The organism is Steroidobacter gossypii (assembly GCF_016801985.1).
Taxonomy (GTDB): Bacteria; Pseudomonadota; Gammaproteobacteria; order Steroidobacterales; family Steroidobacteraceae; genus Steroidobacter; species Steroidobacter gossypii.
Map to the genome: position 1 here is coordinate 614,995 of NZ_JAEVLS010000001.1, position 23,036 is coordinate 638,030.

A 23,036-nucleotide genomic window follows, 5' to 3' on the forward strand; every position below is an offset into this window, starting at 1 on the left:
CGCAACGACCGCTGTCCCTATCAGCAGTTTTGCATTCATGATTTCACCTTCGAACAGATGGCCGGGAGCATCTCGCTCCCGGCCAAGCTCGATTCACACCGACAAAGATCAATAGTTGCTGTTACCGGACTGCTGGCAGCTGGCCCACGGCCCGATGCAGATCGTGCCCGCATCGTGCAGGCGGCTGTTGGTCAGCCGCGCCGTGCTGCTCGAGCTGTCAGTGCGGAACACGCCCTCGTTCATGTCGTTGATGTCGCAGCGATCGAAGGTCACGTCGACACGGAAGGTCGTGCCGCCATTCTGGCGCAGCGCCTTGCCGGCGCGGTGGATGATGCAGTTGCTGACATTCAGGGTCGAAGCGGCGTTGACCTGGAAGAACTTGTCGTCGGCGTCGTAGCCTTCGATGTTTCTAACCGTGGTGGTGCCCGAAGACTTGATGGTCATCGCGTCCTCGCCGACATTCATCCAATGGATGTTGTCGAGCACCGCGCCGTTATAGGTGTGAATGCCGTCGGCGCCGTTGTTGCCAATGACCACGTTGCGCAACGTCGCGCCATTCTCCACGCGGAACACTGGATCCTGACCTTCCGACTGGCTGCCATCACCCAGCGCCGAGCCCGCGTTGAAACGCTGGCAGCCGCCGTCGTACGTGCCACTGGTCACGCGAATGGTGGCATTCACCGTCGTCTGCGCTCCGTTGGTCGAACACGAGGAACCCGTGATCGAACCGGTCCCCGGATTGCCGCCGCCGCCTCCGGACGGCGTGGCGGAAGCGACATTGGAATCCGTCGCCGTGCCGCTGGCCGTGTTCTTGATCCAGTAATAGTAGGTCGTGCCGTTGCTCAACCCGCTATCGGTGTAGCTGCGTGTGCTGGCGCTGACGCTGGCGATGCGCACGCGTCCATTCGGATTGGAATCGAGATCGCGATAGATTTCCTGCGTGGTCGCCGTGCCGCTCGAATACGACCAGCTCAACGACACGCTGCCGTTGCCCCCGGACGCGCTCAGATTGATGCTCGATCCGGTCGGTGGCGGCTCGCCCCCGCCGCCGCCCGAGCCCGACGGCACCGAACATTCCTTCACCTGCTTGGATGGAATGGGATCGGATCCGAAGGTGGCGACGGTGCAAGTGAAGGTGCCGCTCAGCACCTTGTAAACGAACTGGCCCGACGCGCCGAAAGCTACGTTGGTGCTGCCGCTCACCGAGCATGTCTCGGGCGTGCGGCAGATAGTGACGTAACCTTCCGGCCGATTGGTCGCGCTCCAGCTGGAGGCGGCCGCGGCCAGCAATATTCCCCCTACGAACAACTTGCGAAGCATGATTTTCTCCTGTCCATTGGATTTCGATGCTCGACTTCACTCTCGCGGCCGGACAGGGCGGGCCAGTGAACGAGGCGCAAGAACATGGCTGCGTCGCGTCCGAAGGCACGCATCTGCCCGGTCTTTCAGCGATAAGTTGACACCGGTGGCAAAAATGCAGTCATTCGTGACACCGGTGTCAGCCGACCGTACAAGCTGCGCCCCGGCAGCGAACATACGTACATGGTGAAACCGGCTTAACCGCCTGTGACCACTGCGAATTTCACCGCAGTCGGGTCAACGGAAGCCGGATTTATGGAACGCGCCGGCGTTCAGGTCGTGTGGGGAGCACCGGCGGGATCGGAAGGCACGGCGGACGATGCGCTCGCAGGCGCAGGCACCGCTTCATGAGTCTGGCCACGATGCCAGAGCGCCTTCGCCCAGGCGGTGAAGCCGTAAATATAGGTGTAGAACACCGGCACGATCAGCAATGTGAGCAGTGTCGAAGTGATCACGCCGCCGATGACGGCGCGGCCCATCGGAGCGAGCAATTCACCACCGGCGCCGACGCCGATGGCCATCGGCAACATGCCGAAGATCATCGCCAGAGTCGTCATCAGGATCGGGCGCAAACGGACCTGCCCGGCTTCGAGAATGGCCTCGCGCACCGTGCGGCCGGCGCGGATCGCCTGATTGGTGAAGTCCACCAGCAGGATCGCGTTCTTGGTCACCAGGCCCATCAACATGATGAAGCCGATGATGGAAAAGATATTCAGCGTGGTGCCAGTGAGCAGCAACGCCAGCAGCACGCCGATCAGCGACAGCGGCAGCGACACCATGATGGCGATCGGCTGCAGGAAGCTGCCGAACTGCGACGCCAGCACGAAGTAGATGAAGATCACCGCGAGGATCAACGCCGCGCCGGCGGCAGCGCTGGTCTCGTTCATTTCCTGCTGGCCGCCGCTGACATCGAAGCGATAGCCCGGCGGCAATTCCATGGCCTTCACGATCTTTTCAGCGTCGGTGCCCACGTCGCCCGACGGACGGCCCTGAGCATTGCCATAGATGGTGATGCGCCGTTGCAGGTTGAGACGCTTGATCTGCTGTGGACTGGTGGTCTCGACGAAATCCGCGACCTGCCGGATGGGCACCAGCAACGGGTTGCCGTTGGCATCGGTGCGAGCGCTGGTCACATACAGGTCGCCCAGATCGGCGGCGATCTCACGACGCTGCTTGGGCAGTTGCACGATGACGTCATAGTCCTGCCCGTCCGGGCCGAGCCAGGTGCTGATCTGATCGCCCGCGATCAGCGGCCGCAACGCGTTGCCGATGCTGGCGGTGGTCAGGCCCAGATCGCTCGCCAGCTCGTTCTTGATGCGCACGGCTACTGTCGGATTTGCGCCGCGCTCGCTGCTTTCCAGATCCGCGATGCCCGGGATTGTCGACAACCGGCGCATCAGCTCCTGCGACAGCTCGGTGAGCTTGCTGTTCTCGGGACCCAGAATCGAGATCACCACCGGCTGATTGAAGCCGCCCATGGTCAGACTCAAGCCGGCGAAGCTCGACAGCCGATTGCGGATCTGCGCCTCGATCTCCTTCTGCGACGGACGATCGAACAGCTCCTTGTCCTTCAGCAGCACACGCACGCGCGCATAGTTGCGACCTTCGTCGGTGCCCACGGTGGTGACGATGCTGTCGACACCTTCGATCTCCCGGATCGCCGCTTCGGCGTCGCGGATCTTCGCATCGGTGTATTCCAGGCTCGAGCCGATGGGCGTGTTCATGCGAATGAACATGATGCCCTCGTCCTGTTCGGGCACGAACTCGGTGCCCACCTTGCCCACGATCAGGAAGCTGCCCAAGAACGAAAACAGGGCGATGAGCAACGAGATCGCCCGCGGGCTGAGGCTCACTCGCCCGGCGACCCGATAGCGACGATCGCTCATCACCCATTGCAGCAAACGATCGTAAACGCGGTGCGCATAGTCGATGACGCTCTCGACGCGCTCCATCACCTTGCCGAGCCACGGCGCGCGACGGAACCGGTCTTTGCTCGGATCGGGCCACACCGACGACAGCATGGGATCGAGCGTGAAGCTCACGAACAGCGACACCAGCACCGCAACCGCCACCGTGATGCCGAACGGCTTGAAGAACTTGCCGATGACGCCGTCCATGAAAGCGACCGGGATGAACACCGCCAGGATGGCGAAGGTGGTCGCCATCACCGCCAAGCCGATTTCGCTGGTGCCTTCGAGCGCCGCGGTTCGATGGTCCTTGCCCATGTCGGCATGACGCACGATGTTTTCACGCACCACGATGGCGTCGTCGATCAGCAGGCCGATACACAACGACAGGGCCATCAAGGTCATGAAGTTGAGCGTGTAGCCAAACGCGTTGAGCGCGATGAACGTCGCGATCACCGAGATCGGCAGGGTCAGGCCGGTGATGATGGTGGAGCGCCACGAGTGCAGGAACAGGAACACGATCAGGATGGTCAGCAGCGCGCCTTCCAGAATGGTTTCCTTGACGCGCTCCAGCGAGCCTTCGATGAACTTCGCATCCGACCACAGCGTGCGGATCACGATGTCGGGAGGCAGCCGGGAAGTGAGATCGGCGACCGCTTCATCGACCGCCTTGCCGACCTCGACCATGTTGGCCTGCTGAACCTTGTAAACGTCCAGCGAGACCGAGCGCATGCCGTTGGAGCGCGAGATGGACATCTCTTCCGCCTCGCCGTCGACGATGTCCGCGATCTGGTGCAGATAAACCGGCGCGCCGCCCTGATTGGCGACGATGATGCGCTCGAAGTCGCGCGGATCTTTCATCTTGCCTTCGACGCGGACCAGCTGTTCCTGCGGACCACGCGAAATCATGCCGGCCGGCAAATCCTGGTTCGCGGCGCGCACCGCTTCGACGACCTGATCCACACCGACGCGGAAGCTCTGCAACGCCTCCGGCCGCAAGAAGATCTGCACCTGACGTTCGACCGCGCCGCCGACCGAGACATTGCCTACGCCGTACGAGTTCTGCAGGCGTTTGACGATCTGCTGTTCGGTGATGGTGGAGATTTCGCGCAGACTGCGAGTGGTCGAGTACACGACCAGGCTGACGACGGGCTCGGTGGAACTGTCGTTGCTGGCGCGAGAGATGGTCGGCTCGCGCACGTCTTCGGGCAGCGAAGCACGGATCTGCGCAACTTTATCGCGGACTTCCTGAGTCGCCGCCACCGCATCGGTTTCCATGCGGAAGTCGATCATCAGGAACGCGTTGCCCTCGCGCGCCGTGGAATAGATGTTCTTGACGCCGTCGACGCCGTTGATGACGTTCTCCAGCGGCTTGATGACGTCGTTTTCGATCGCCTCGGGCGAGGCGCCCGGATAGCTGACCGTGACGTAGGCCTGCGGCACCACGATCTCGGGCATTTCTTCGACCGGCAGCAGCCGATACGAATACAGCCCGAGCACCACCAGGGCCAACATGACCATGGTCGCGAAGACCGGCTGATTGACGCTGGTTTTGGTGATCCACATGTGAGTAACGCCAGCGAGCGACTAATTACGCGCGACTTCGGAGGCCACGGCGGCGGTCGGCTCGGACTTGCGCACGCGAGCCACCGCACCCGCCTTGTCGTCGCCGATCTCGGCGACGATGACCTGATCGCCGGGGCTCAGACCTTCGCGAACTTCGACGAAGGCGTCACCCTTGTTGCGCGGACCGAGAGTCACCGGTGTGCGAACGATTTTCTCGTCGCGCAAAACGTAGACGTAAGTGACGCCGGCTTCATCGCGCACCGCGCGCTGGGCTACTGCAAGAACCGGCTCGGTCGCATTCAACATGAGCTCGCCTTGGGCGAACATGCCGCCCTTGAGCGCGCTGTCCGGATTCGGGACCGCGATGTAAATCATGATGGCGCGCGAGCCATCCGAGGTCATCGGATTGATTCGCTGCACTTCACCTTCGAACGTGCGCTCGCCGAAACCGGCGACGCGGAAGCGCACTTTCTGACCCACGCTCACCGAAGGAATCTCGGCGGACGGCACCGCGGCCTCGAGCACCATTTGTTTCAAATCCACCAGCGTGACGATTTCCGAATCCGGCGACACTTTTTCGCCCGGCTGCACCAGGCGCCTGGCGACGGTGCCGGAGAACGGCGCTCGGATCACGGCGTCGTCCAGATTGATCTTGGCGACGCGCGCCTGGGCTTCGGCAAGCTTGAAGCTCGCGATGCTGGCGGCGTAGGCGCTCTCGGTCTGCTCGAAGGTGTTTTGCGAGATGAACTTCTGATCGAGCAACGCGCGGTTCTTGTCTCGATTCAACCGCGCCAGTTCGAGATCGGCGCGTGCCTTTTCCACAGCCGCCGCTTCACGATCGTACTGGGCCTGCAGATTGCGGGTGTCGACGCGAGCAATCACTTCGCCCTCGCGCACATCCTGACCTTCACGCAGTCGCAACTGCTCGACTTCGCCACCGACCTTGGACTTCAAGGTCGCCTGCACATACGGCGCGATCGAGCCGGACAGCGGCAAGGCGCGCGACAGCACTCGCGATTCGACGGATGAAACATCGACGGCAGCGAGCTCTACTGGAGCCGCGCTGGCGGCTGGCGTACCCACCGCTGCGGCAGGCGCCGCCGCCGGATCGCGCATAGCAAACCATGCGATTGCGCCGATGATGGCCAGCGCCGCGACAATGATCCCTGCTTTCATTGGTGTGATTTTGGAAGAGTCGCCGTGCTCCTGCTGGACCATCTCGGGTGCAGCCTCCTGAACCGGGGCCGACTGCCGATGTTCCGTGGGGCGGGTCGGGAACGGGGTGACCGCCGCTGCATGTGCGGGCGGATCGGTCCGATCGGCTTCGTAACGCGCGGAAGGCTGGTTTGCACTGGTTTTCATTGCGGAATCCACGACCGGAAGTCCCTGAAGGCCGGCGGCCAGGTCAGCTTAGAACACCGAACCTCGCCGCGAGTTGCACCCCTTGCCCCAAAGGCCAGCGAGCCGGGTGCGTTCCTGGTTGGACGGAAGCCAAGCCCAAAAGGTTACAAGCCGGCGAAAATTCTTTCCGAGACCTGGGTCTGTGTCGAAGCCTGCGGCCCCGAATCCAGGCTACGGCTACACCTGTTTCAACTTCCACCGACCGCGCCTGAACAGCACCAGACTCCACAAGGCCAGCGCCGAAAAGCCGATGGGCACTGCAATGAACACGCCCAGCGGCCCGAGTCGGAAGACTTCCGCCAGCAGCCAGGCGAGCGGAATCTGGAACAGCCAGAAACAGAAAAAATTCAGCCGCGTCGGCGTCCAGGTGTCGCCCGCGCCGTTGAACGCCGCTTCCAGGCACATGCCGGCGGCATATAAAGGAAACGCCAGACTGACGATCCACAAGGCCCGCACGCCGTGCTCGAGCACCGGCGGATCGTCGGTGAACAGCCGTACCAGCGGCCCCGAGCCGAACACGAACACGAGGCCGATCAGGCCAAGAAACATCACATTGAAACGGGTCGCGATTCGTATCGCCTGCTCGGCGCGCTCCGGTTTGCCGGCGCCGAGGTTCTGGCCCACCAAGGTGGCGCCCGCGTTGGCCAGCCCCCAGGCCGGCATCAGCGCAAACATCACGATGCGCATGGCGATGGTGTAGCCGGCCAGCGCCGCGCTGCCGAACGCCGCCAGGATCTTGAACAGGCCCACCCAGCTGGTAGTGCCGATCAGTAGCTGCGCGATGCCGGTGCTGGCGGTGGCCATGATGGTTTGGACATCCAGCCAGACCGGTTTCAGATGTCGCAGGCGGACGCGCACCCGGCTATGGAATCCCGCCAGGTGCCACAGCTGATACAGCACACCGACGCCGCGACCGATGTTGGTGGCCACCGCCGCGCCGGTCACGCCCAGCTCCGGGAACGGTCCCCAGCCAAAAATGAAAAACGGACCGAGCACGATGTTCAAAGCATTGGCGAGCCACAGCGTGCGCATGGCCAGCACCGCGTCGCCGGCGCCGCGAAAGATGGCGTTGATCAAAAAGATCATGAACACCGTCACATTGCAGCCGAGCATGATGCGGGCGAAGTCGCTGCCTAGCGACACGATGCTGTCGCTGGCGCCCATGAGCCGGAGAATGTCCGATGCGAAGTAGCTCAGCACCAGGCCCAGCGCCGCCGAGATCGTGACACCGAGCAGGATGATTTGGCCTGCCGCCTGCGCGGCGCGCTCCGCATCCTTCTCGCCGATGCGCCGGGCGACGATGGCAGTAGCGGCGAATGAGATGCCGATGGCCACGGCGTAGACCAGCGTCATCAGCGATTCCGTCAGGCCGACGACCGCCACCGCGTCCGAGCCGATGCGAGAGACCCAGAACACGTCGACCACTGCGAACAGCGATTCCATGATCATTTCCAGGACCATGGGCACGGCCAGCAGCAGCACCGCGCGGTTCAGCGGCACGGCGGTGTAATCGAGGTGCTGGCCTTTCAGCGACAGGCGCACGACCTGCCAGAACGAAAGGTCGGGCTGCGCGGCGGAGGCGTTTGCCTCGGTCGCCAGTGGCTGGTCGGGGTTGGAAGTAGACATGAGGGCGGCGATTGTACTCATCTAAAACTTCGATTGCCGCCTGCAACCAATGAGGCAAGCAGGGAAAAACTCACATTCGCAAGTGCTGCAAATCGGTTACCTTTGAGTCTTCCGACCTCCAGTAAAGAAAGGCACGACCCAGGCGATGCCAACTTCCTTTCGTCCGCGCCCCTTCCGGCTGCGCCATTTCCTGCTCGCACTCCCTGCCTCCCTGATCGTCACCCTCGCCTTCTCCCAGCCGCTGCCTGCCGGAAAACCGCAGACCAAATCGGCGTCGGTGCTGGTGGTGGACGAGGCCGACGCCACCGTGCTGTACGCCAAGCAGTCGCAGAAGGTCATGCCGGTCGCCTCCATCACCAAGCTGATGACCGCGCTGGTGGTGCTGGAAGGCAAACAGCCGCTGGAGGAAGTCGTCACCATCCTGCCGACCGATCGTGAACACACCAAAGCTTCCGCCTCCCGCCTGGCGGTCGGCAGCAAGCTGACACGCGGCGAGCTGCTGCATCTGGCATTGATGTCCTCGGAGAATCGCGCCGCTCAGGCGGTGGCGCGCGCCTATCCGGGCGGGCTGTCGACGTTCATCAAGGCAATGAACGCCAAGGCCAAGGCGCTGGGGATGAAGCACACGCGCTTCGTCGATCCGACCGGCCTGTCGAGCGGCAACGTCGCGACCGCCTCTGACCTGGTCAAACTGGTGGTCGCCTCCTCGCAGCAGCCTTTGATCGAGGAGTACTCGACCAGCGAGCGCCTGACCGTGCCGGTGGGGCGCCAGTTGCTGGAATTTCGTAACACCAATTCGCTCACGTCCAAAGAAGACTGGGACATCTCGGTCCAGAAGACCGGCTACACCCAGGACGCCGGCCAATGCCTGGTCATGAAAGCCAGCATCCAGGATCGTCCTACCGTGATCGTGCTGCTGAATTCGTTCGGCAAACTCACCCGCGTTGCCGACGCACGTCGCATTCGTCGCTGGATGGAAAGCGACGCGAACGGCGCGCAGCTGGCTCGCGCCGGCAAGTAACTCTTTTCTCCTGTCGCTCTCCGGCGTTCACCGGCGACCCTCCGCGGTTCGCCGGTAGTCCGCTTTTTTTTGCGATCCCGGTTGCAACCCTTTTTCGCAAGCTCGCGTCAGAAGCTACGAACACCGCATAACGCGGAGCAACCAAGAGTAAAGAGGAGAGCAATCATGTACGCCGTGAGCAAAGTCACTCAGAGCACCCAGCGCGCCGTTTGCATGGCCATGTCGGTCGCCATCGTCGCCGTGTCGCTGACCTTCGGCGCCTTCGGTGTGAAGTCGATGGAAGATGTCGGATACAGCGTGACTGTGACGCAGCTGCAGTGACAGGAGCGCTGATCATGCGCTCCACGTGCTCGACTCCGCGGCTGGTTCGTTCACCAGCGGCAGCCGCGGAGCCAGCCGAACCTTCGACGATGTTTGTTTGCTTCTGAAATAGCTCTAGCGATCGATCAGAGATCGACGAATACAGTGAAGCCACCGTAGCTCATGCGCTTCATGTCGAAAGGCATGTTGTTCATGTCCGGGGCGAGCCGGGGATCCTTCATCACCTTGGCGTTGACCTTGTCGCGATGGGCGCGCGACTTGTAAAGAATCCACGAGAACACCACCACTTCGTTGCTCTTGGGCTTGACCAGCTTGGGGAACGGCGTGCCGAAATTCTGTTTCAGGTCGTCGCCCACACATTCGCAATATTCCAGCGCTCCGTATTCTTTCCAGACCTTGCCGGCTTTTTTCGACAGGGCCTCGTAGGCCTTGAGGTTTTTCTTGGGCACGACAATGACGAATCCATCGGCGTAACGTGGCATCTGTTGCTCTCCCGTGCTGTGGCCATCGTAGCGGTCGCACCATCGAGCAAGCCAGCCCCCCTGTCAACTCGCACGTTACAATCCTGGCCCAGACCCAGCACACTGAAGGAGCCCGCCATGACGGACAGCATCGTGTTTTTTCACAATCCGCAGAGCCGCGCCCGCATCGTGCACTGGATGTTGGAAGAGAGCGGCGCTGACTATCGCACCGAGCTGTTGCGCTTCGATCGCAACGAGCACAAAGCGCCGCAGTATCTGGCGGTGAACCCGATGGGCAAGGTGCCGGCCATCAAACACGGCGACACCGTCATCACCGAGGCCGCCGCGATCTGTGCGTATCTCGCCGACGCATTTCCCGCCGCCAATCTGGCGCCGCCGGTCAACTCCCCCGAGCGCGGCACGTACTATCGTTGGATGTTCTTCGGCGCGGGCTGCGTCGAGCCCGCTTTCGTCGATCGCATGTTCAAGCGCCCGCAGGTTGACCGTCCAGGCGCGCTGGGCTACGGCAGTTATGAAGATACATTGCAGGCGCTGGAGACGGCACTCAAGCCCGGTCCGTTCATTCTCGGCGAGCGCTTCAGCGCCGCGGATGTTTATATCGGCTCGCAGATTGCCTGGGGCATGCTTGCGAAGGCACTCGAGCCGCGCAAGATATTTCAGGATTACGTGGCTCGCTGCGGCGAGCGGCCCGCGTTCCAACGCGCGGCCGCCCAGGATGAGAAATATATGAAGGAGCTGCAGCAGGCGTGAGTCGAGCCGCTGCGGTCGCGCTCCAGATGCGGAGCGCGACCGGCTCGATCATTGCGCCGCTACCACCGGCAACTCGATCGAGCTGGCTTGTTCGGGCGTGCGCCAGATGCGCTGAGTCGCTTTCACGTAGCTGGCCGGCTCGGCGAACATGATGTTCGGCACGAAGCTCTGCGGATTGCGGTCGTACAGCGGAAACCAGCTCGACTGGATCTGCACCATGATGCGATGGCCAGGCAGGAAGGTGTGATTCACCTGCGGCAAGGCGATCGAGTACGGCAACGCTTCGTTGGAAGTCAGCGGCTGCGGCTTTGACAAATCCGCGCGATATCGGCCACGGAAGATATCCGCCGACAACATCAGCTGATAGCCGCCCATGCTCGGGCGATCCGGCACTTCGTCCGGCCACACGTCGATGATCTTCACGACCCAGTCCGAATCGGTGCCGCTGGTGGAAGCGAACAACTGCGCTATCGGTTGGCCGGCCAGGCGCACCGCTTCAGTCAACGGCTCGGTTTGATAGACCAGCACATCGGTGCGCGAGGCGGCGTGACGTTGATCGTCGACCAGCCATTCGCCCCAGCCCGAGTTCGCCGCGCTCATCGGCAAAATCGGGCGCTGGCGATACGGCACGGGCTTGGCCGGATCTGAAATGTACTCGTCATAGCCGCTCTCGCCCGCCTGCGGCGCTTCGAAGCCCAGCCGTCCGCCGGACAACAGATACAGCGGACGTGACTTTTGCGCACAGCCATTGGCGCACGAACGCGGCCAGTGATCGTACTCGTGCCACTCGTTGGCGCCGGTCTCGTACACCAGCACACGCGGCGTGTTCGGCTTCGGCGCGTCTTTCAAGTGATGATCTAAGAACGGCTGCATGATCTTGTTACGAAACCAGCCGGCGGTGTCGCCATTGAATTCCAATGCGCCGAGGCTGCGGCCCTCGCGACGTCCCTGGCCGTGATTCCACGGTCCCATCACTAGGTGCACGAGCTCGCCGTTCGGGTCCTTGGGCGCGAGCGCCTTGTATAGCGCCGGGCTGCCATAGATATCTTCCTGATCGAACAGGCCGCCGACGATCATCATCGGCACTTTCAAAGGCTGACGGGCGAGCAGTTTGTCGACAGCCTGCTCCTGCCACCAGGAGTCGTAGCTGGTGTGTTCGGAGATAGCGCGCCAGAAGCCGAGTTGCTCCAGACCGCGGGTTTTGGCGAGCGCGCCGGCCGAACCGGCGCGCAGGAATGTGTCGTAGATGTCGTATGAGTCCCACCACCACTTGAACGAGCCGCTGCGCGTGGATTGCTGGCCATAGATGAATTCCAGCGCCGCGCCCTGTCGGAACGCGCCGTTGTGAAACCAGTCGTCGCCCATCCAGCCATCGATCATGGGCGCGAACGGCACCGCCACTTTGAGCGCGGGATGCGGATTCACTGTCGACATGACAGTGGTGTAGCCCTCATACGATCCGCCGATGGTGCCAACGCGGCCATTGCTCTCGGGCACGTTCTTCACCAGCCATTCGATGGTGTCGTAGGCGTCGGTCGCGTGATCCACCTTGGTGGGATTCAACGGGCCGCGCAGCGGACGAGTCAGCACGTAATCGCCTTCGGAACCGAACTTTCCGCGCACGTCCTGATAGACCACGATGTAACCGGCTTCGACATTCGTGTCATGCATCTGCGGCACGACCGCGGCCAATCGCGGGCTGTTGAAGCGCGACACGCGACCGGCAGCGTTATAAGGCGTGCGCGTCATGATGATGGGCGCCTTGGCGTCCCTGGTGGCGCTCCTGGGCACGAGAATGAAGGTCTTGAGCTTCACGCCGTCGCGCATCGGAATCATCACTTCGCGCTTGACGAAATCGTAGCTGTCGACGCTCGGCGTGAACTTCTCCGGCGTCTCGCTCGGCAGCGACTTTACCGCCTGCGCAGCGCCGGCTTGCAGACTCAAGCCGAGCAGCAGCACGCCGACCATGTGACAGAACTTTTGCTGGGCCACTTGCCACTCCTCCTGCAATGCAAACGCCGAGCTTAGTCAAGATGGATCCAAATCGCGACACTCGATATGATCGACGAGTCGTTCCCGTACGCCTAAGTCCGGATGCCGCACATCGAATTGCCGCGCGCGATCGAGGATTATTTTGCGTTCGCTGAAACCGAGCCGACCCGCAACGGCCGTCGGTTCTCGATCACGTTGCCGTATCTGGACGGCGAGCGGCTGGACCGCCTGCAGTGGTGGTATCACATCACGCCGGCGCAGGAGCAGATGTACGACGGTACCGGCCTTGCGTTCTATCGCAACCGCGCCGTCGAGCAGTTTCGCCGGCATATAGAGCGCTGGCTGGACATTACTTCACAACGATTCCACGGCGACGAACCCATTCCACGGCTCGGCTCACGGCAAGCGGGCTCCTCAGCTGCCACGATCGCACCCAGCACGCCGGCGCCAGCACAGATCGAGCCGGTGGAAACGATCGCGATCGGTTGATTCGAAACTGCTGACGATGGGCGCTTCATGCGCGGGGCCGCGGGGCCCCGCGTCGGATCGTGATGGGCCGGATGCACCACGATATCGCGACATGAGCGATCGCGGCCGTCCGCCAGCGCGCGGCCGGTCTTAGCGATACTGACGATCGCGCGTCTTCAGCTCGACCTTGGTGCCGAAGTGGTACACCACGCTGAAGCTGATGGTGCCGATCTCCTGCTCGCGATCGACCACCGAGTAGCCCAGGGCGACGCCAAGCGAGTTGCCCATGAATTCGGGCTGATGTTCGATCTCGATGCCGTAGGTGTCCTGCTCGTACATCTCGCCGCCGGAGAGCATCACGCGCACGCTGTCGATCGGATACCAGCTGGCGCTGAAAACGTTCGACTCGATCTTCGGGCCGTCCTCGAGCTCCGTGGAGGTATGCACCGCGCCAACCGTGAAATCCCACAGATAGGCTTCGGCGGCAAAACGATAGAAGTCGGTGCCGAGTGTGTCGGTGCCGGTGGAAACAAACACCGAGTCGTCGCCGCAGTCCGACTTCAGCTCGCCCTGGCCGTACGAAGCAGAAATCCTGCCCAACGTCGGGCGCCGTGCGAATATCGTGGCCGCAGCGTCGTAATTGTTGAAACGACACGAGGGACGCGACGTCCCCTGCGACGTCACATCGAGCAACACGTCGCTGGTGCGAGCCGTGGTGCGCGAGTAGTTGCCGGACAGCGATGCGCCAAACAAGCTGCCGATTGGCAAGGTGGCCACGCCGGTCAGGCCGAATGTGCCATTCGACGTGCTCTCCTTGGTGTCGCTGTCGCTGGCACTCAGGCCGAGCGACAGGTTGGTCGACTCCACCGCGCGCCGCTCGGTGTCGCGACCGAGATTCTGCTCCGCCGCCACAGCGACATTGCCCGCCAGCTGCAACGCCGCCAGCGCACCGATATAAATATATTGCGAGGTCATGATATGGATGCTCACAGAGCAGGCGTGGGCTGCACGACGATGCGCGCGCCGCCGGCGACGAACAACGTACCGCCATCGGGCGTGATGGTCATGCGCACGCCGGGACCCGGGTCCCCCGCAAGCGGCGTGGCCGGCCCAAGCGCGGTGTACGCAGCTTCGTCTCGATCCACACTGATGTCGTAAACCAGGATGCCGCCTGCGGTCGGATCGTAAGCATATGCGCGCGTGCCGTCCGGCTTGAGCGCGACCGCGACGGTGGTATCCGGCAGCGTGCCGAGCAGTGCGAAAGCGCCGCTGTACACGCGAACGCCATTGATCACGACGCGAGAGAACCGGCGATCGACCGCCGGCACTACAGCGTTCTGTCGCAGCGTCGGTGTGATGGTCGCGGTGATCGAATTCGTTGCAGTCTCATACAAGTACACCGGCACGTCGGTGGTCAGGCTCGGGTCGCCCTGGACTATCACAGCGGCGGTGCGGATGGCGGAGATGACAGGCGTACCGTTGTTCAGCTCGGGGCTGGTGACGATGAGCAGTGCGTTGCTGGCAGGATCGTAGATATAGGCGGGCGTGGTGCCGCTGGTCGGCAGACTGGTAGTGATGAGCGCGCGATTGTCATTGCCGACCACGATGTTCTTCAGTGCCGAATTCGCCTCGAGCGACGGCGCCGTGACCGCCGTGCCCAGCGCCAGCGTCACAGGATCGACCGGCACCAGCGTGTTCGCCGTGATACCGAAGATCTGCGAACCGTTGGCGGACAGTGCGGCGCCCAGGAAGCCGTTGACCTGAGCCGGTGCGGCCCATGCGCCGTCCTGGAAGGCATAGCGAACCAGCGGATTGGAGGGCGCATCCGTCGTCAGCAGTAACGCGCGCCGCTCGGGGTCGTACTCCAGCGATCGAACCGTAGTGGTGCCGGCAAGATGGTCCAGGGTGGTAGCGGCAAACGCGATCGGGTCCTGCACCAGCAGATTCACCGCCGAAGGAATCTCGCCGTCATGATCGGGCGCGCTCAGACGAATCGTGTACGTACCCGCGGCCAGCGCCGGATGCGTGGCGAGCAACTCGGTGCCATTGTCGTTCACACGAACCTCGGTGCCCGCGACATCGCCGAAGCTGACCGCGTTCACGTTGAAGTTCCGGAAACCGAAGCCGCGAATCAGCACCTGATCCGAGACGCCGGCGGTGGCCACGTATGGCGTCACTCGCTCGAGGACGGGCGAGATCTGGTAATCGATCGAAACACTCTCGGTGCTGCCCGCCGACATCCGCGTGCAAGTGGCGTCGGCACAGGTGTAGCCCGTCACCGCGACCGCGCCGGTGAATTTGCCGGGCCCGATGGTGTTCGCGGCCGTCGGCGTCACGGTGATCTCGGCGGTCCGGCCGTTCAGCACCGAGGTGGCCGACGCGATGGCGTTGCCACTGTGCACGACGGCGACGTGCGCGATGTCCTCACCGAAGCTGGCAGTAAAGCTCTGCGGAGCCACCGTGGCGCTCGGACTCGAGGCGCGGAACACAATCGCATTGGTGGAGATTTGGGTCTCGGCGGCGCCGTCGCCCCCGCCGCTGCCGCATCCGGCCAGCAATCCGATCAATACCAAGCCTGCTACGCCGCGGGCGCCGGGTAGATACTGCACTTTTTCTCCCAAATAAGGCGCATCGCGCGCTCCGGAGGAACGCGCGATGCTACCCGATCAAGCTGAATACGGGATGTATGTGCAGCTATTGTGTCACAAGCCCTTATCCTTGGTCTCCCTCAGGAACAGCGTGCCGATGACGGCGGTCATGACCGCCACCACGATGGGGTACCACAGGCCGTTATAGATGTCGCCGGTTGCCGCCACGATGGCGAACGAGGTCACCGGCAGAAAGCCGCCGAACCAGCCGTTGCCGATGTGATAAGGCAGCGACATGGAGGTATAGCGGATACGGGTCGGGAACAGCTCCACCAGCCAGGCGGCGATCGGGCCGTACACCATGGTCACCAGGATGACCAGGTAGGTGCACAGGGCGATCACCATCGTGTAATTCACCTCGTCCATGTTGGCTTTGGCCGGATAGCCCGCCTGGTTCAAGGCGCCCTTCAGCTGCGCGGTGAAGCTGTCGCTGGCGGTCTTGAACTCGGCCTTGCCGAGCGTGTCGCCCGCGAATGAATCGAGTATCACCGCGCTTTCGCCGGTGCCGATGCGAACCTGCGCGACTGTGCCGGGCGGCGCCGCTTCGTTCTCATACGGCACGCCGGTCCTGGCGAGCGCGGATTTCACCACGTCGCAAGATTTGGTGAAGGCCTTGCGTCCGACGGGATCGAACTGGAACGAGCAATCCGCCGGATCGGCGATCACCGTCACCGGCGCGTTGGACACGGCGCGCTCCAGCGCCGGATTGGCGAAGTGCGTGAGTCCCTGGAACACCGGGAAGTAAGTCAGCGCCGCCAGTACGCAGCCCGCCATGATGATGGACTTGCGACCGATGCGATCGGACAGCGCGCCGAACACCACGAAGAACGGCGTGCCGATCACCAGCGCCGCGGCGATGATCAGATTGGCCGCCTTGGCGTCGACCTGCAGGATCTTCTCCAGGAAGAACAGCGCATAGAACTGGCCGCCGTACCACACCACCGCCTGGCCGGCGGTGGCGCCGAACAAGGCCAGCAGCACGATCTTCAGATTCGACCAGTTGCCGAACGCCTCGGTGAGCGGCGCGGTGGACAGCTTGCCTTCCTTCTTGATCTCCATGAACGCCGGCGACTCCTGCAGCTGCAGCCGGATGTACACGGAAATGCCGAGCAGCACGATCGACAGCAGGAACGGAATGCGCCAGCCCCAGGTCTCGAACTCGTCGCCCAAGGCGACGCGACACAGCAGGATGACCAGCAGCGAAAGAAACAAACCCAAGGTCGCGGTGGTTTGGATCCAGCTGGTGTACAGACCGCGCTTGCCATTGGGCGCGTGCTCGGCGACATAGGTGGCGGCGCCGCCGTACTCGCCACCGAGCGCCAGGCCTTGCAACAGGCGCAGCACGATGAGAATGATGGGCGCGGCCACGCCGATGGCCGCGTAGTTCGGCAGCAAGCCGACGATGGCGGTCGAGGCGCCCATGATCACGATGGTGATCAGGAAGGTGTGCTTGCGACCGATCAGATCGCCCAGCCGGCCGAACACCAGCGCGCCGAACGGCCGCACGAAAAAGCCGGCGGCGAACGCCATCAGCGCGAAAATGAAACCGGTGGTCTCGTTGACTCCGGAGAAGAACTGTTTGGAGATGATGGCCGACAGCGAGCCATACAAATAGAAGTCGTACCATTCGAACACGGTGCCGAGCGAGGATGCGAAGATCACTCGCCGATGCGAGCGGTCGATACCGCCGGTGCTGGCGCCCGACAGCGCCTGTGGTGTGCTGGCCATAAGGTTCCCCTGCAAACGATACCTTCTCAGAATGAATATCTCGCAACCGCGTGCACGCGCCGCATCGAGCCACTCGCACCGCTTTCGATTTCCCGTTCGGCGTGGCGGAACTCGATGCCGACGTCGAGCCTGGTCACGGGCGAATAGAACGTGTTGACGGCCCACGACCAGCTCGACTTGTTGACGTTGGCGCCGCTCAGGAGCACATCGTTGTCGTAGGCCGAGCTGGACAGCATCAAGGTGCTGCGCAGCCGCTCGTTCCACACCTGGCGCCACGCCGCGAACGCCGCCCATCCGGAAATCGCTTCTAGCTCGCCGCTCGCCGTGAGCACGGCGTCGTTGTTGAAATTGACGCCGAGATAGCGGCCGATGCCTTCGCCGCCGGCGATCGAGAAGCGCAGATCGTGCGGACCGAAGTTGAACTTACCAGTCAGCGACAGCGCCGCGCCTTCGGTGGTGTCGTCGATCGCTGTAGCGCCGGTGGTCTCGTATTTCAACTGACGCAACAGCGCCGCCGCGCGCACATAACCGCTGCCCAGCTTCCAAGTGTAGGCTGCCGTCAGGTCCGGGATATTGTTGTCATCCGAAGCGATGCGTGTGCCGCCGCCGAAGGGTGTGATCGTGGTCTCGGGATTTTCCGCCGAGAACGACCAATTGCCCAACGTATAACGAACCATCGGCTCGCGCACGAACACCGTGCCGTCGGTGGGGCCGATGTAATCGGCCGTCTCCGGCAGCGCGCCCGCGTCCATGAAATTGCTCCAGGTCTGGCCGACCAGCCAGTTGCGATATTGCACGTAGGCGTGTCGGAGCAGCACGCCGTAAGTGTTGGTGGCGCGCTCGTCGCCGAGCGCCGAGCCGTACAAATCCACTTCGAAACGCGACGACAACAACCCGCCGCCGGCCAGATCCGTGTCGGTGCCGAAGATGAAACGCGATTGTTTGACGTGCGAATCGAAGTCCGCGCCTTCGCCGACGCCGCCCACCGGGATGGTCGAGGGCAGGTAGAAGTCGCGGCCGATGCTGCCGTCGGCGATTTCGCCGTCGTCGTAATCCGACCACAAACCGTCGAGCTTGATGAAACCGCTATACAGGAAACGCGTTCCCGCGGTGGCGTTCACCATGATGGGCCTGGGTTGGAAGTTGGGCAGATCGGCGGGCTTGGCCGCGCTGGCCGCGGCGGGCGCGCCCGACACCTTTTGTCTCAGCTCTTGCAGTTGTCGCTCCAGTTCTTCTATTCGGGCCTCCAGCGCGCGCTGCTGCCGATCCGCAGCCTCCGATGGAGACTGAGCTCGCGCAGTCAGCGGCGGCGCAGCCATGCTGACGATCGCCGAGGCGATCAGAACCTTCCGTAGCTCGATCATTGTCCATCCCCCGATGACAAGTCGGCGCGAGTCTGCGCGCGCGGCTTGCGGACCGGCCATTCATCTTTGGTCGAAGCGAGGCGCGCCGCTATTCGACCAAAGTCGAATACTGGCGCGCGGTCCGCATCGTCAAGCTCGCGGGTAGTCGAGGCGTGACGTGTTCTTGGTCCCGGGCAAATGGAGTTGCCGCAAGTGACTCAAGCATGGAGTATTGCGCGCTCAATGAAGCGCGCCGTCCTGATTGCCGACGATCATCCTCTGTTTCGTGATGCCTTGAAGCTCGCGGTGGCGCAAGCCGTGCCGGGTGCGCAGATCGTCGAGGCGGACACCGTCCATTCGCTGTTCGCGGCGCTCGACGCTCATCCCGATCCCGAGCTGTTGCTGCTTGACTTGAACATGCCCGGCGCGCACGGCTTCAACGCGCTGGTGCAGGCACGAGCGAATTTTCCTACCGTGCCCATCGTGGTGATTTCCGCCCGCGAGGACCGAAGCATCATGCATCGCGCTCTCGGTCATGGCGCGGCTGCCTTCGTCCCCAAATCGGCTTCGATCGATCTCATCGTGGCGGCGCTGCGCGCCGTGCTTGGCGGCGATACATGGCTGCCCGCCTCGGCCTCTGCCGGTGGCTTGGATCCGAGTCCGCTCGATCAGCAGGAGCTCGACGCGACGGCGCGTCTGGCGACTTTGACGCCGCAACAATTTCGCGTGCTGTCGATGCTGTCGGCGGGCCTGCTGAACAAACAGATCGCGGCCGAGCTCAACGTCTCGGAGGCCACAGTCAAAGCCCACGTCAGCGCACTCATGCAAAAGCTGGGCGTAAGTAATCGGACGCAGGCGGTGTTGCTGGCGCAGCGGTTGTCGCTCGATCAAGGATCCGGCGATAGCACGAGCTAACCGGTGCGCTCGCCCAATGCGGATTCTTCAAGCTTTGGACGCGCCAGAGCTACGAGCAACGCACGCAGCGCTGCTGGGCGCAGCGGCTTGCGCAGGACTTGAAAGCCCAGCTCGTTCGCACGTTGAGCCAGCGCTGCCGTGCCGTCCGCGGTCACCAACGCCCCAGCACGCAACCGATTCGGTTCGCGCGGCACCAGTTCGTCGAGCACATCCAGACCCATCGGCTCACCGCCGAGATGGTAATCGGCAAGCACCAGATCGGGGGGCTGCGTCTGCAACATCTGCCGCGCCTCGATCGCGGTCGCGACACAGAAGACTTCGATGCCCCAGCGAGTCAGCAGCTCGCGCATGGCGTCGAGAATGTTTGGATCGTCCTCCACGCACAGCACTTTCAACCCGCGCAGCCCCGAGATATTGCCGACCGACGCAGTCGCGATCACCGGCTGACGCACGATGCCAGAACCCCGCGGCACTGTGACACCGAAGGCGCTTCCTCGACCTTGCACTGAACGCACCGTGAGATGTGTTTGCAATATGTTCGCGATCCGGTCGCAGATCGACAATCCAAGGCCCAAGCCGCGCTCACCCCAGGGCGATTGCTGATCGAGCCGCCGAAACTCCTCGAAGATCACGCTCTGACTCTCGGGGGCAATGCCAGGCCCGGTGTCCAGGACCTGCAGTTCGATTCGATCACCGGCGCGACGGCGCACCCCTACCACCACTCGCCCGCTGTGCGTGTAACGCAAAGCGTTGCCGATCAGGTTCTGCAGCACTCGCCGTAACATTCTCTGATCGGTGTAGACCTGCGCCCGCGTCGCATGCACACGCAGCTCCAGGTTGCGCTGTACAGCCACCGGCGCGAACTGTTCCTTCAACGATTCCAGCAGTGCGCCCGCCGAGAAGTTGGCGGGTTCGGGGCGGATCGCACCCGAGTCGAGCCGCGAGATGTCGAGCAATCCGTCGAGCAGCTCCTCGGCGGCGTGCAACGAGTTCTCGACCCGATCCGCCAACTGCTCGATCTGCGGGTTTTGCAGCTGGCCCGCCTGTCCACGCAACGCCGCGTTGAACAGGCGCGCGGCGTTCAACGGCTGCAACAAATCATGACTCGCGGCAGCGAGGAAACGTGTCTTGCCCAGGTTTGCTTTTTCAGCCGCCGCAGTGGCTTCGGCCAGCTGGCGCGTTCGTTCCGCCACCCGCTGCTCCAGGGTTTCGTTGATCTCGCGCAGCTCGTCCTCGACATGTTTATAAGTTGTGACATCGTTGAACGTGCTGACATAACCGCCGTCCGGCAAAGGTTGCCCCCGCACTTCGATCACTCGCCCGTCGCTACGCCGCCGTTCGGACAAATGCGCCGAGCCGGCGCGCATGTGCGCCAGCCGCTTTGCTACGTGCGCCTCCGCGTCGCCCGAGCCATACCAGCCGCGCGCGGCGTTGTATCTCATCAGGTCGGCGATGGGTCGACCGGCACGCATCAGCTCCGGCGGATAGTCCAGCAGTTCGACATAGCGACGATTCCACGCCACCAATCTCATATCCGCATCGACCACGCTGATTCCCTGCGGCATGTTCTCCATCATGGCTTCCAGCAGCTCACGATTGAAACGCAGCTTCTGCGAGGCCTCGTCGAACAACGTCACCACTTCGCTGAACTGCAGACCGGCGCCGCGTAGCGCGCTGGTCAGTACCATGCGCCCGGAAGCCGCACCGAGCGCGCCGGCGAGCTCGCGCTCCAGCCCTTGTAACAAGCCCACATCGGCGCGCTGAGTCGGCGAATACTCGCGGCCTTGCTCCTGTGAATATTGTTTGAACCACGCTTGCGCCGCGCTCGATCCGAGCAGGCGTGCAGCCAGCAATTGCAAGTCGGCGACGGTGGCCGAACCCGGCAACAACTTGGCGCGTCGTGCATCGGCGCCGGCAATGCGCGGCGCCAGTTGCAATCGCTCACCGATCGCGGGTGGCGAATACAAAGACACGCCGACCAGCGAGGCAATGTTCACGAGCAGCGACCAGAACACCCCGTGGGTGAGCGGATCCGGCCCTGCGAAGCCGAGCAGCGAATGCGGCGCGAACAAGCCGATGCCGAAGGGCCCTTGAGTGACCCACGCTGGCATCGGTCCGCCCGCGCTCACCAAAGTCGGCAGCAACAGCGTGTAGATCCAGATCAGAAATCCACCGCACAAGCCGGTGAGCACGCCGATGCGACTGGCGCCGGACCAATACACCGCACTGACCACTGCCGGAGCGAACTGCGCCACCGCTGCAAAGGCCAGCAAACCGATGGACGCGAGACTCGAGCCGTTCGGCACGACTCGAAAGAAACCGAAGGCCACCAGCAGGATCGCCAGAATGGCCGCTCGCCTGATCCACAGAATGCCGCCGGCGGCCAGGCTGGGAGCGCCGAGCGCCGGCGTTCGCCAGCGCAACAGCGCAGGCAGCACCAGGTCGTTACTCACCATCGTCGCCAACGCCACAGTGGCCACGATCACCATGCCCGTCGCGGCGGAAAAGCCGCCGAGATAAGCGAGCAGCGCCAGCCAGTCCTGACCCGCGCTGAGCGGCAACCAAAGCACGAAGGAGTCGGGCGACACGGAACCGCTCGCGGCGCCGGCTGCAATTGCGGCAGCAGCGATGGGCACGACCACCACGCTGATGACCATCAGGTACATCGTGAACCACCAGCGAGCATGCCGCGCGTCGTCTACTTCGGCGCATTCCACTACGCCGACCTGGAACTGCCGCGGCAAACAGAAGATCGCCGTTAGCGACAGCAATGTTTGGGTGACGAATGAAATGGAATGATCAACGCCGGCCGGCATTCTGCGGGCCGTCTCGATCACGGGCCCGATGCCACCGAGCTGCGTCAGCGCGAATACGGCGACGAACACCAACGCGATCAGCTTCACCAGCGATTCGGCAGCAACCGCGAGCACCATGCCGGGATGATGTTCGGTCGCGTCCACTTGCCGCGCACCGAACAGACTAGAGAACAATGCGAGCATCAGCGCCACCAGCAATGCACTGTCTCGATACCAGGCCGTCGTATCCGCCGGCGCGCCTGCGGACAGCACATCGATGCTCATCGAGATCGCCTTCAACTGAAGCGCGATGTATGGAATGGCGGAGGTCAGCGCGATCAGCGTCACCGCCACGGCAATCTGCGGCGAGCGGCCGAAGCGGGCCGCGAGCAGGTCGGAGATGGAAGTGGCGTTCTGCTGTTTGGCCATTCGCACCAGCCGCTCGAAAAACGGCAGCAGAAACACGAACAACAGCATGGGCCCCAGGTAGATGGGCAGGTATCCCAGCCCGTCGCGGACCGCGGTGCCGACCGCGCCGTAGAAGGTCCAGCTGGAACAATAAACGGCCAGCGCCAGGCTGTAGATCAGCGGGCGCAGCCGGCCATGGTCAGGATACAAACGACGGCGGTCGCCCCACCACGCGATGGCGAACAGGCCACACACGTAGACCAGCGAAGCGATCAGGAGCCCCCATCCCGAGATCATGACCGCATA

The 23,036-nt window shown here is 63.0% G+C and carries 16 protein-coding genes; 5 read left to right on the plus strand and 11 right to left on the minus strand.

Going from position 1 to position 23,036, the window contains the following annotated elements; translation table 11 throughout:
* Window positions 1-108 precede the first annotated feature (108 nt).
* The 4 genes from JM946_RS02795 to JM946_RS02810 all read right to left on the minus strand — a co-directional run bounded on the left by JM946_RS02795 (window position 109) and on the right by JM946_RS02810 (window position 7,859).
* A complete protein-coding gene (locus JM946_RS02795) occupies window positions 109-1,320 on the minus strand; it encodes a pectate lyase (protein ID WP_203165611.1) in 1,212 nt (403 codons plus the stop codon).
* Window positions 1,321-1,631: 311 nt separating this feature from the next.
* On the minus strand, window positions 1,632-4,832 hold the full coding sequence (locus JM946_RS02800; protein WP_203165612.1) for an efflux RND transporter permease subunit: 3,201 nt from the start codon (window positions 4,830-4,832) through the stop codon (window positions 1,632-1,634).
* 21 nt (window positions 4,833-4,853) lie between these two features.
* Window positions 4,854-6,194: an efflux RND transporter periplasmic adaptor subunit gene (locus JM946_RS02805; protein ID WP_203165613.1), complete on the minus strand. Its 1,341-nt coding sequence runs from the start codon at window positions 6,192-6,194 to the stop codon at window positions 4,854-4,856.
* Between the two features lie 216 nt (window positions 6,195-6,410).
* A complete protein-coding gene (locus tag JM946_RS02810) occupies window positions 6,411-7,859 on the minus strand; it encodes an MATE family efflux transporter (protein ID WP_203165614.1) in 1,449 nt (482 codons plus the stop codon).
* 145 nt (window positions 7,860-8,004) lie between these two features.
* On the opposite strand from JM946_RS02810, the gene pbpG reads away from it, so the two are divergent.
* Both pbpG and JM946_RS02820 read left to right on the plus strand, forming a co-directional pair.
* Entirely contained in the window at window positions 8,005-8,880 is an 876-nt protein-coding gene (gene pbpG, locus JM946_RS02815) for a D-alanyl-D-alanine endopeptidase (RefSeq protein WP_203165615.1), read from the plus strand.
* Window positions 8,881-9,045: 165 nt separating this feature from the next.
* Complete coding sequence (locus tag JM946_RS02820; protein WP_203165616.1) at window positions 9,046-9,201, plus strand: hypothetical protein; 156 nt, start codon at window positions 9,046-9,048, stop codon at window positions 9,199-9,201.
* Between the two features lie 125 nt (window positions 9,202-9,326).
* Here the strand turns inward: JM946_RS02820 and JM946_RS02825 are convergent, their stop codons facing one another.
* Window positions 9,327-9,683, minus strand: coding sequence for a DUF1428 domain-containing protein (locus JM946_RS02825; protein ID WP_203165617.1), 357 nt, complete (start codon window positions 9,681-9,683; stop codon window positions 9,327-9,329).
* Between the two features lie 117 nt (window positions 9,684-9,800).
* Between JM946_RS02825 and JM946_RS02830 the strand changes: the two genes are divergently transcribed.
* Window positions 9,801-10,433, plus strand: a complete 633-nt coding sequence (locus JM946_RS02830; RefSeq protein ID WP_203165618.1) for a glutathione S-transferase family protein — start codon at window positions 9,801-9,803, stop codon at window positions 10,431-10,433.
* A gap of 48 nt (window positions 10,434-10,481) precedes the next feature.
* Here the strand turns inward: JM946_RS02830 and JM946_RS02835 are convergent, their stop codons facing one another.
* Window positions 10,482-12,401 carry a CocE/NonD family hydrolase gene (locus JM946_RS02835; RefSeq protein ID WP_407700503.1) on the minus strand — a complete coding sequence of 640 codons (1,920 nt, stop codon included), beginning with the start codon at window positions 12,399-12,401 and terminating at the stop codon, window positions 10,482-10,484.
* A gap of 126 nt (window positions 12,402-12,527) precedes the next feature.
* Here JM946_RS02835 and JM946_RS02840 point away from each other — a divergent pair, with 126 nt between their 5' ends.
* A complete protein-coding gene (locus JM946_RS02840) occupies window positions 12,528-12,914 on the plus strand; it encodes a hypothetical protein (protein ID WP_203165620.1) in 387 nt (128 codons plus the stop codon).
* Between the two features lie 129 nt (window positions 12,915-13,043).
* On the opposite strand, the gene JM946_RS02845 is transcribed toward JM946_RS02840, so the two are convergent.
* From JM946_RS02845 to JM946_RS02860, 4 genes are all read right to left on the minus strand, one after another.
* Window positions 13,044-13,868, minus strand: a complete 825-nt coding sequence (locus tag JM946_RS02845) for a hypothetical protein (RefSeq protein WP_203165621.1) — start codon at window positions 13,866-13,868, stop codon at window positions 13,044-13,046.
* A gap of 11 nt (window positions 13,869-13,879) precedes the next feature.
* Entirely contained in the window at window positions 13,880-15,502 is a 1,623-nt protein-coding gene (locus tag JM946_RS02850) for an IPT/TIG domain-containing protein (protein WP_203165622.1), read from the minus strand.
* A gap of 93 nt (window positions 15,503-15,595) precedes the next feature.
* Window positions 15,596-17,269, minus strand: a complete 1,674-nt coding sequence (locus tag JM946_RS02855; protein WP_203165623.1) for an MFS transporter — start codon at window positions 17,267-17,269, stop codon at window positions 15,596-15,598.
* Window positions 17,270-17,295: 26 nt separating this feature from the next.
* Entirely contained in the window at window positions 17,296-18,633 is a 1,338-nt protein-coding gene (locus tag JM946_RS02860) for a DcaP family trimeric outer membrane transporter (RefSeq protein ID WP_203165624.1), read from the minus strand.
* Window positions 18,634-18,855: 222 nt separating this feature from the next.
* Here JM946_RS02860 and JM946_RS02865 point away from each other — a divergent pair, with 222 nt between their 5' ends.
* On the plus strand, window positions 18,856-19,527 hold the full coding sequence (locus JM946_RS02865) for a LuxR C-terminal-related transcriptional regulator (RefSeq protein WP_203165625.1): 672 nt from the start codon (window positions 18,856-18,858) through the stop codon (window positions 19,525-19,527).
* Here JM946_RS02865 and JM946_RS02870 read toward each other — a convergent pair.
* The gene (locus tag JM946_RS02870; RefSeq protein ID WP_203165626.1) at window positions 19,524-23,027 is read right to left on the minus strand and encodes a PAS domain-containing hybrid sensor histidine kinase/response regulator; all 3,504 of its coding nucleotides are present in this window, start codon (window positions 23,025-23,027) and stop codon (window positions 19,524-19,526) included. The genes JM946_RS02865 and JM946_RS02870 overlap by 4 nt on opposite strands.
* Window positions 23,028-23,036: the final 9 nt, after the last annotated feature.

What these genes read in the sequence shown, in the direction of transcription:
- JM946_RS02840 (WP_203165620.1), top strand. Translation starts at nt 12,528, where the DNA reads ATGCCGCACATCGAATTGCCGCGCGCGATCGAGGATTATTTTGCGTTC.
- JM946_RS02805 (WP_203165613.1), bottom strand. Translation starts at nt 6,194, where the DNA reads ATGAAAACCAGTGCAAACCAGCCTTCCGCGCGTTACGAAGCCGATCGG.
- pbpG (WP_203165615.1), top strand. Translation starts at nt 8,005, where the DNA reads ATGCCAACTTCCTTTCGTCCGCGCCCCTTCCGGCTGCGCCATTTCCTG.
- JM946_RS02860 (WP_203165624.1), bottom strand. Translation starts at nt 18,633, where the DNA reads ATGATCGAGCTACGGAAGGTTCTGATCGCCTCGGCGATCGTCAGCATG.
- JM946_RS02810 (WP_203165614.1), bottom strand. Translation starts at nt 7,859, where the DNA reads ATGTCTACTTCCAACCCCGACCAGCCACTGGCGACCGAGGCAAACGCC.
- JM946_RS02855 (WP_203165623.1), bottom strand. Translation starts at nt 17,269, where the DNA reads ATGGCCAGCACACCACAGGCGCTGTCGGGCGCCAGCACCGGCGGTATC.
- JM946_RS02835 (WP_407700503.1), bottom strand. Translation starts at nt 12,401, where the DNA reads ATGGTCGGCGTGCTGCTGCTCGGCTTGAGTCTGCAAGCCGGCGCTGCG.
- JM946_RS02800 (WP_203165612.1), bottom strand. Translation starts at nt 4,832, where the DNA reads ATGTGGATCACCAAAACCAGCGTCAATCAGCCGGTCTTCGCGACCATG.
- JM946_RS02865 (WP_203165625.1), top strand. Translation starts at nt 18,856, where the DNA reads ATGAAGCGCGCCGTCCTGATTGCCGACGATCATCCTCTGTTTCGTGAT.
- JM946_RS02825 (WP_203165617.1), bottom strand. Translation starts at nt 9,683, where the DNA reads ATGCCACGTTACGCCGATGGATTCGTCATTGTCGTGCCCAAGAAAAAC.
- JM946_RS02870 (WP_203165626.1), bottom strand. Translation starts at nt 23,027, where the DNA reads ATGATCTCGGGATGGGGGCTCCTGATCGCTTCGCTGGTCTACGTGTGT.
- JM946_RS02820 (WP_203165616.1), top strand. Translation starts at nt 9,046, where the DNA reads ATGTACGCCGTGAGCAAAGTCACTCAGAGCACCCAGCGCGCCGTTTGC.
- JM946_RS02845 (WP_203165621.1), bottom strand. Translation starts at nt 13,868, where the DNA reads ATGACCTCGCAATATATTTATATCGGTGCGCTGGCGGCGTTGCAGCTG.
- JM946_RS02830 (WP_203165618.1), top strand. Translation starts at nt 9,801, where the DNA reads ATGACGGACAGCATCGTGTTTTTTCACAATCCGCAGAGCCGCGCCCGC.
- JM946_RS02795 (WP_203165611.1), bottom strand. Translation starts at nt 1,320, where the DNA reads ATGCTTCGCAAGTTGTTCGTAGGGGGAATATTGCTGGCCGCGGCCGCC.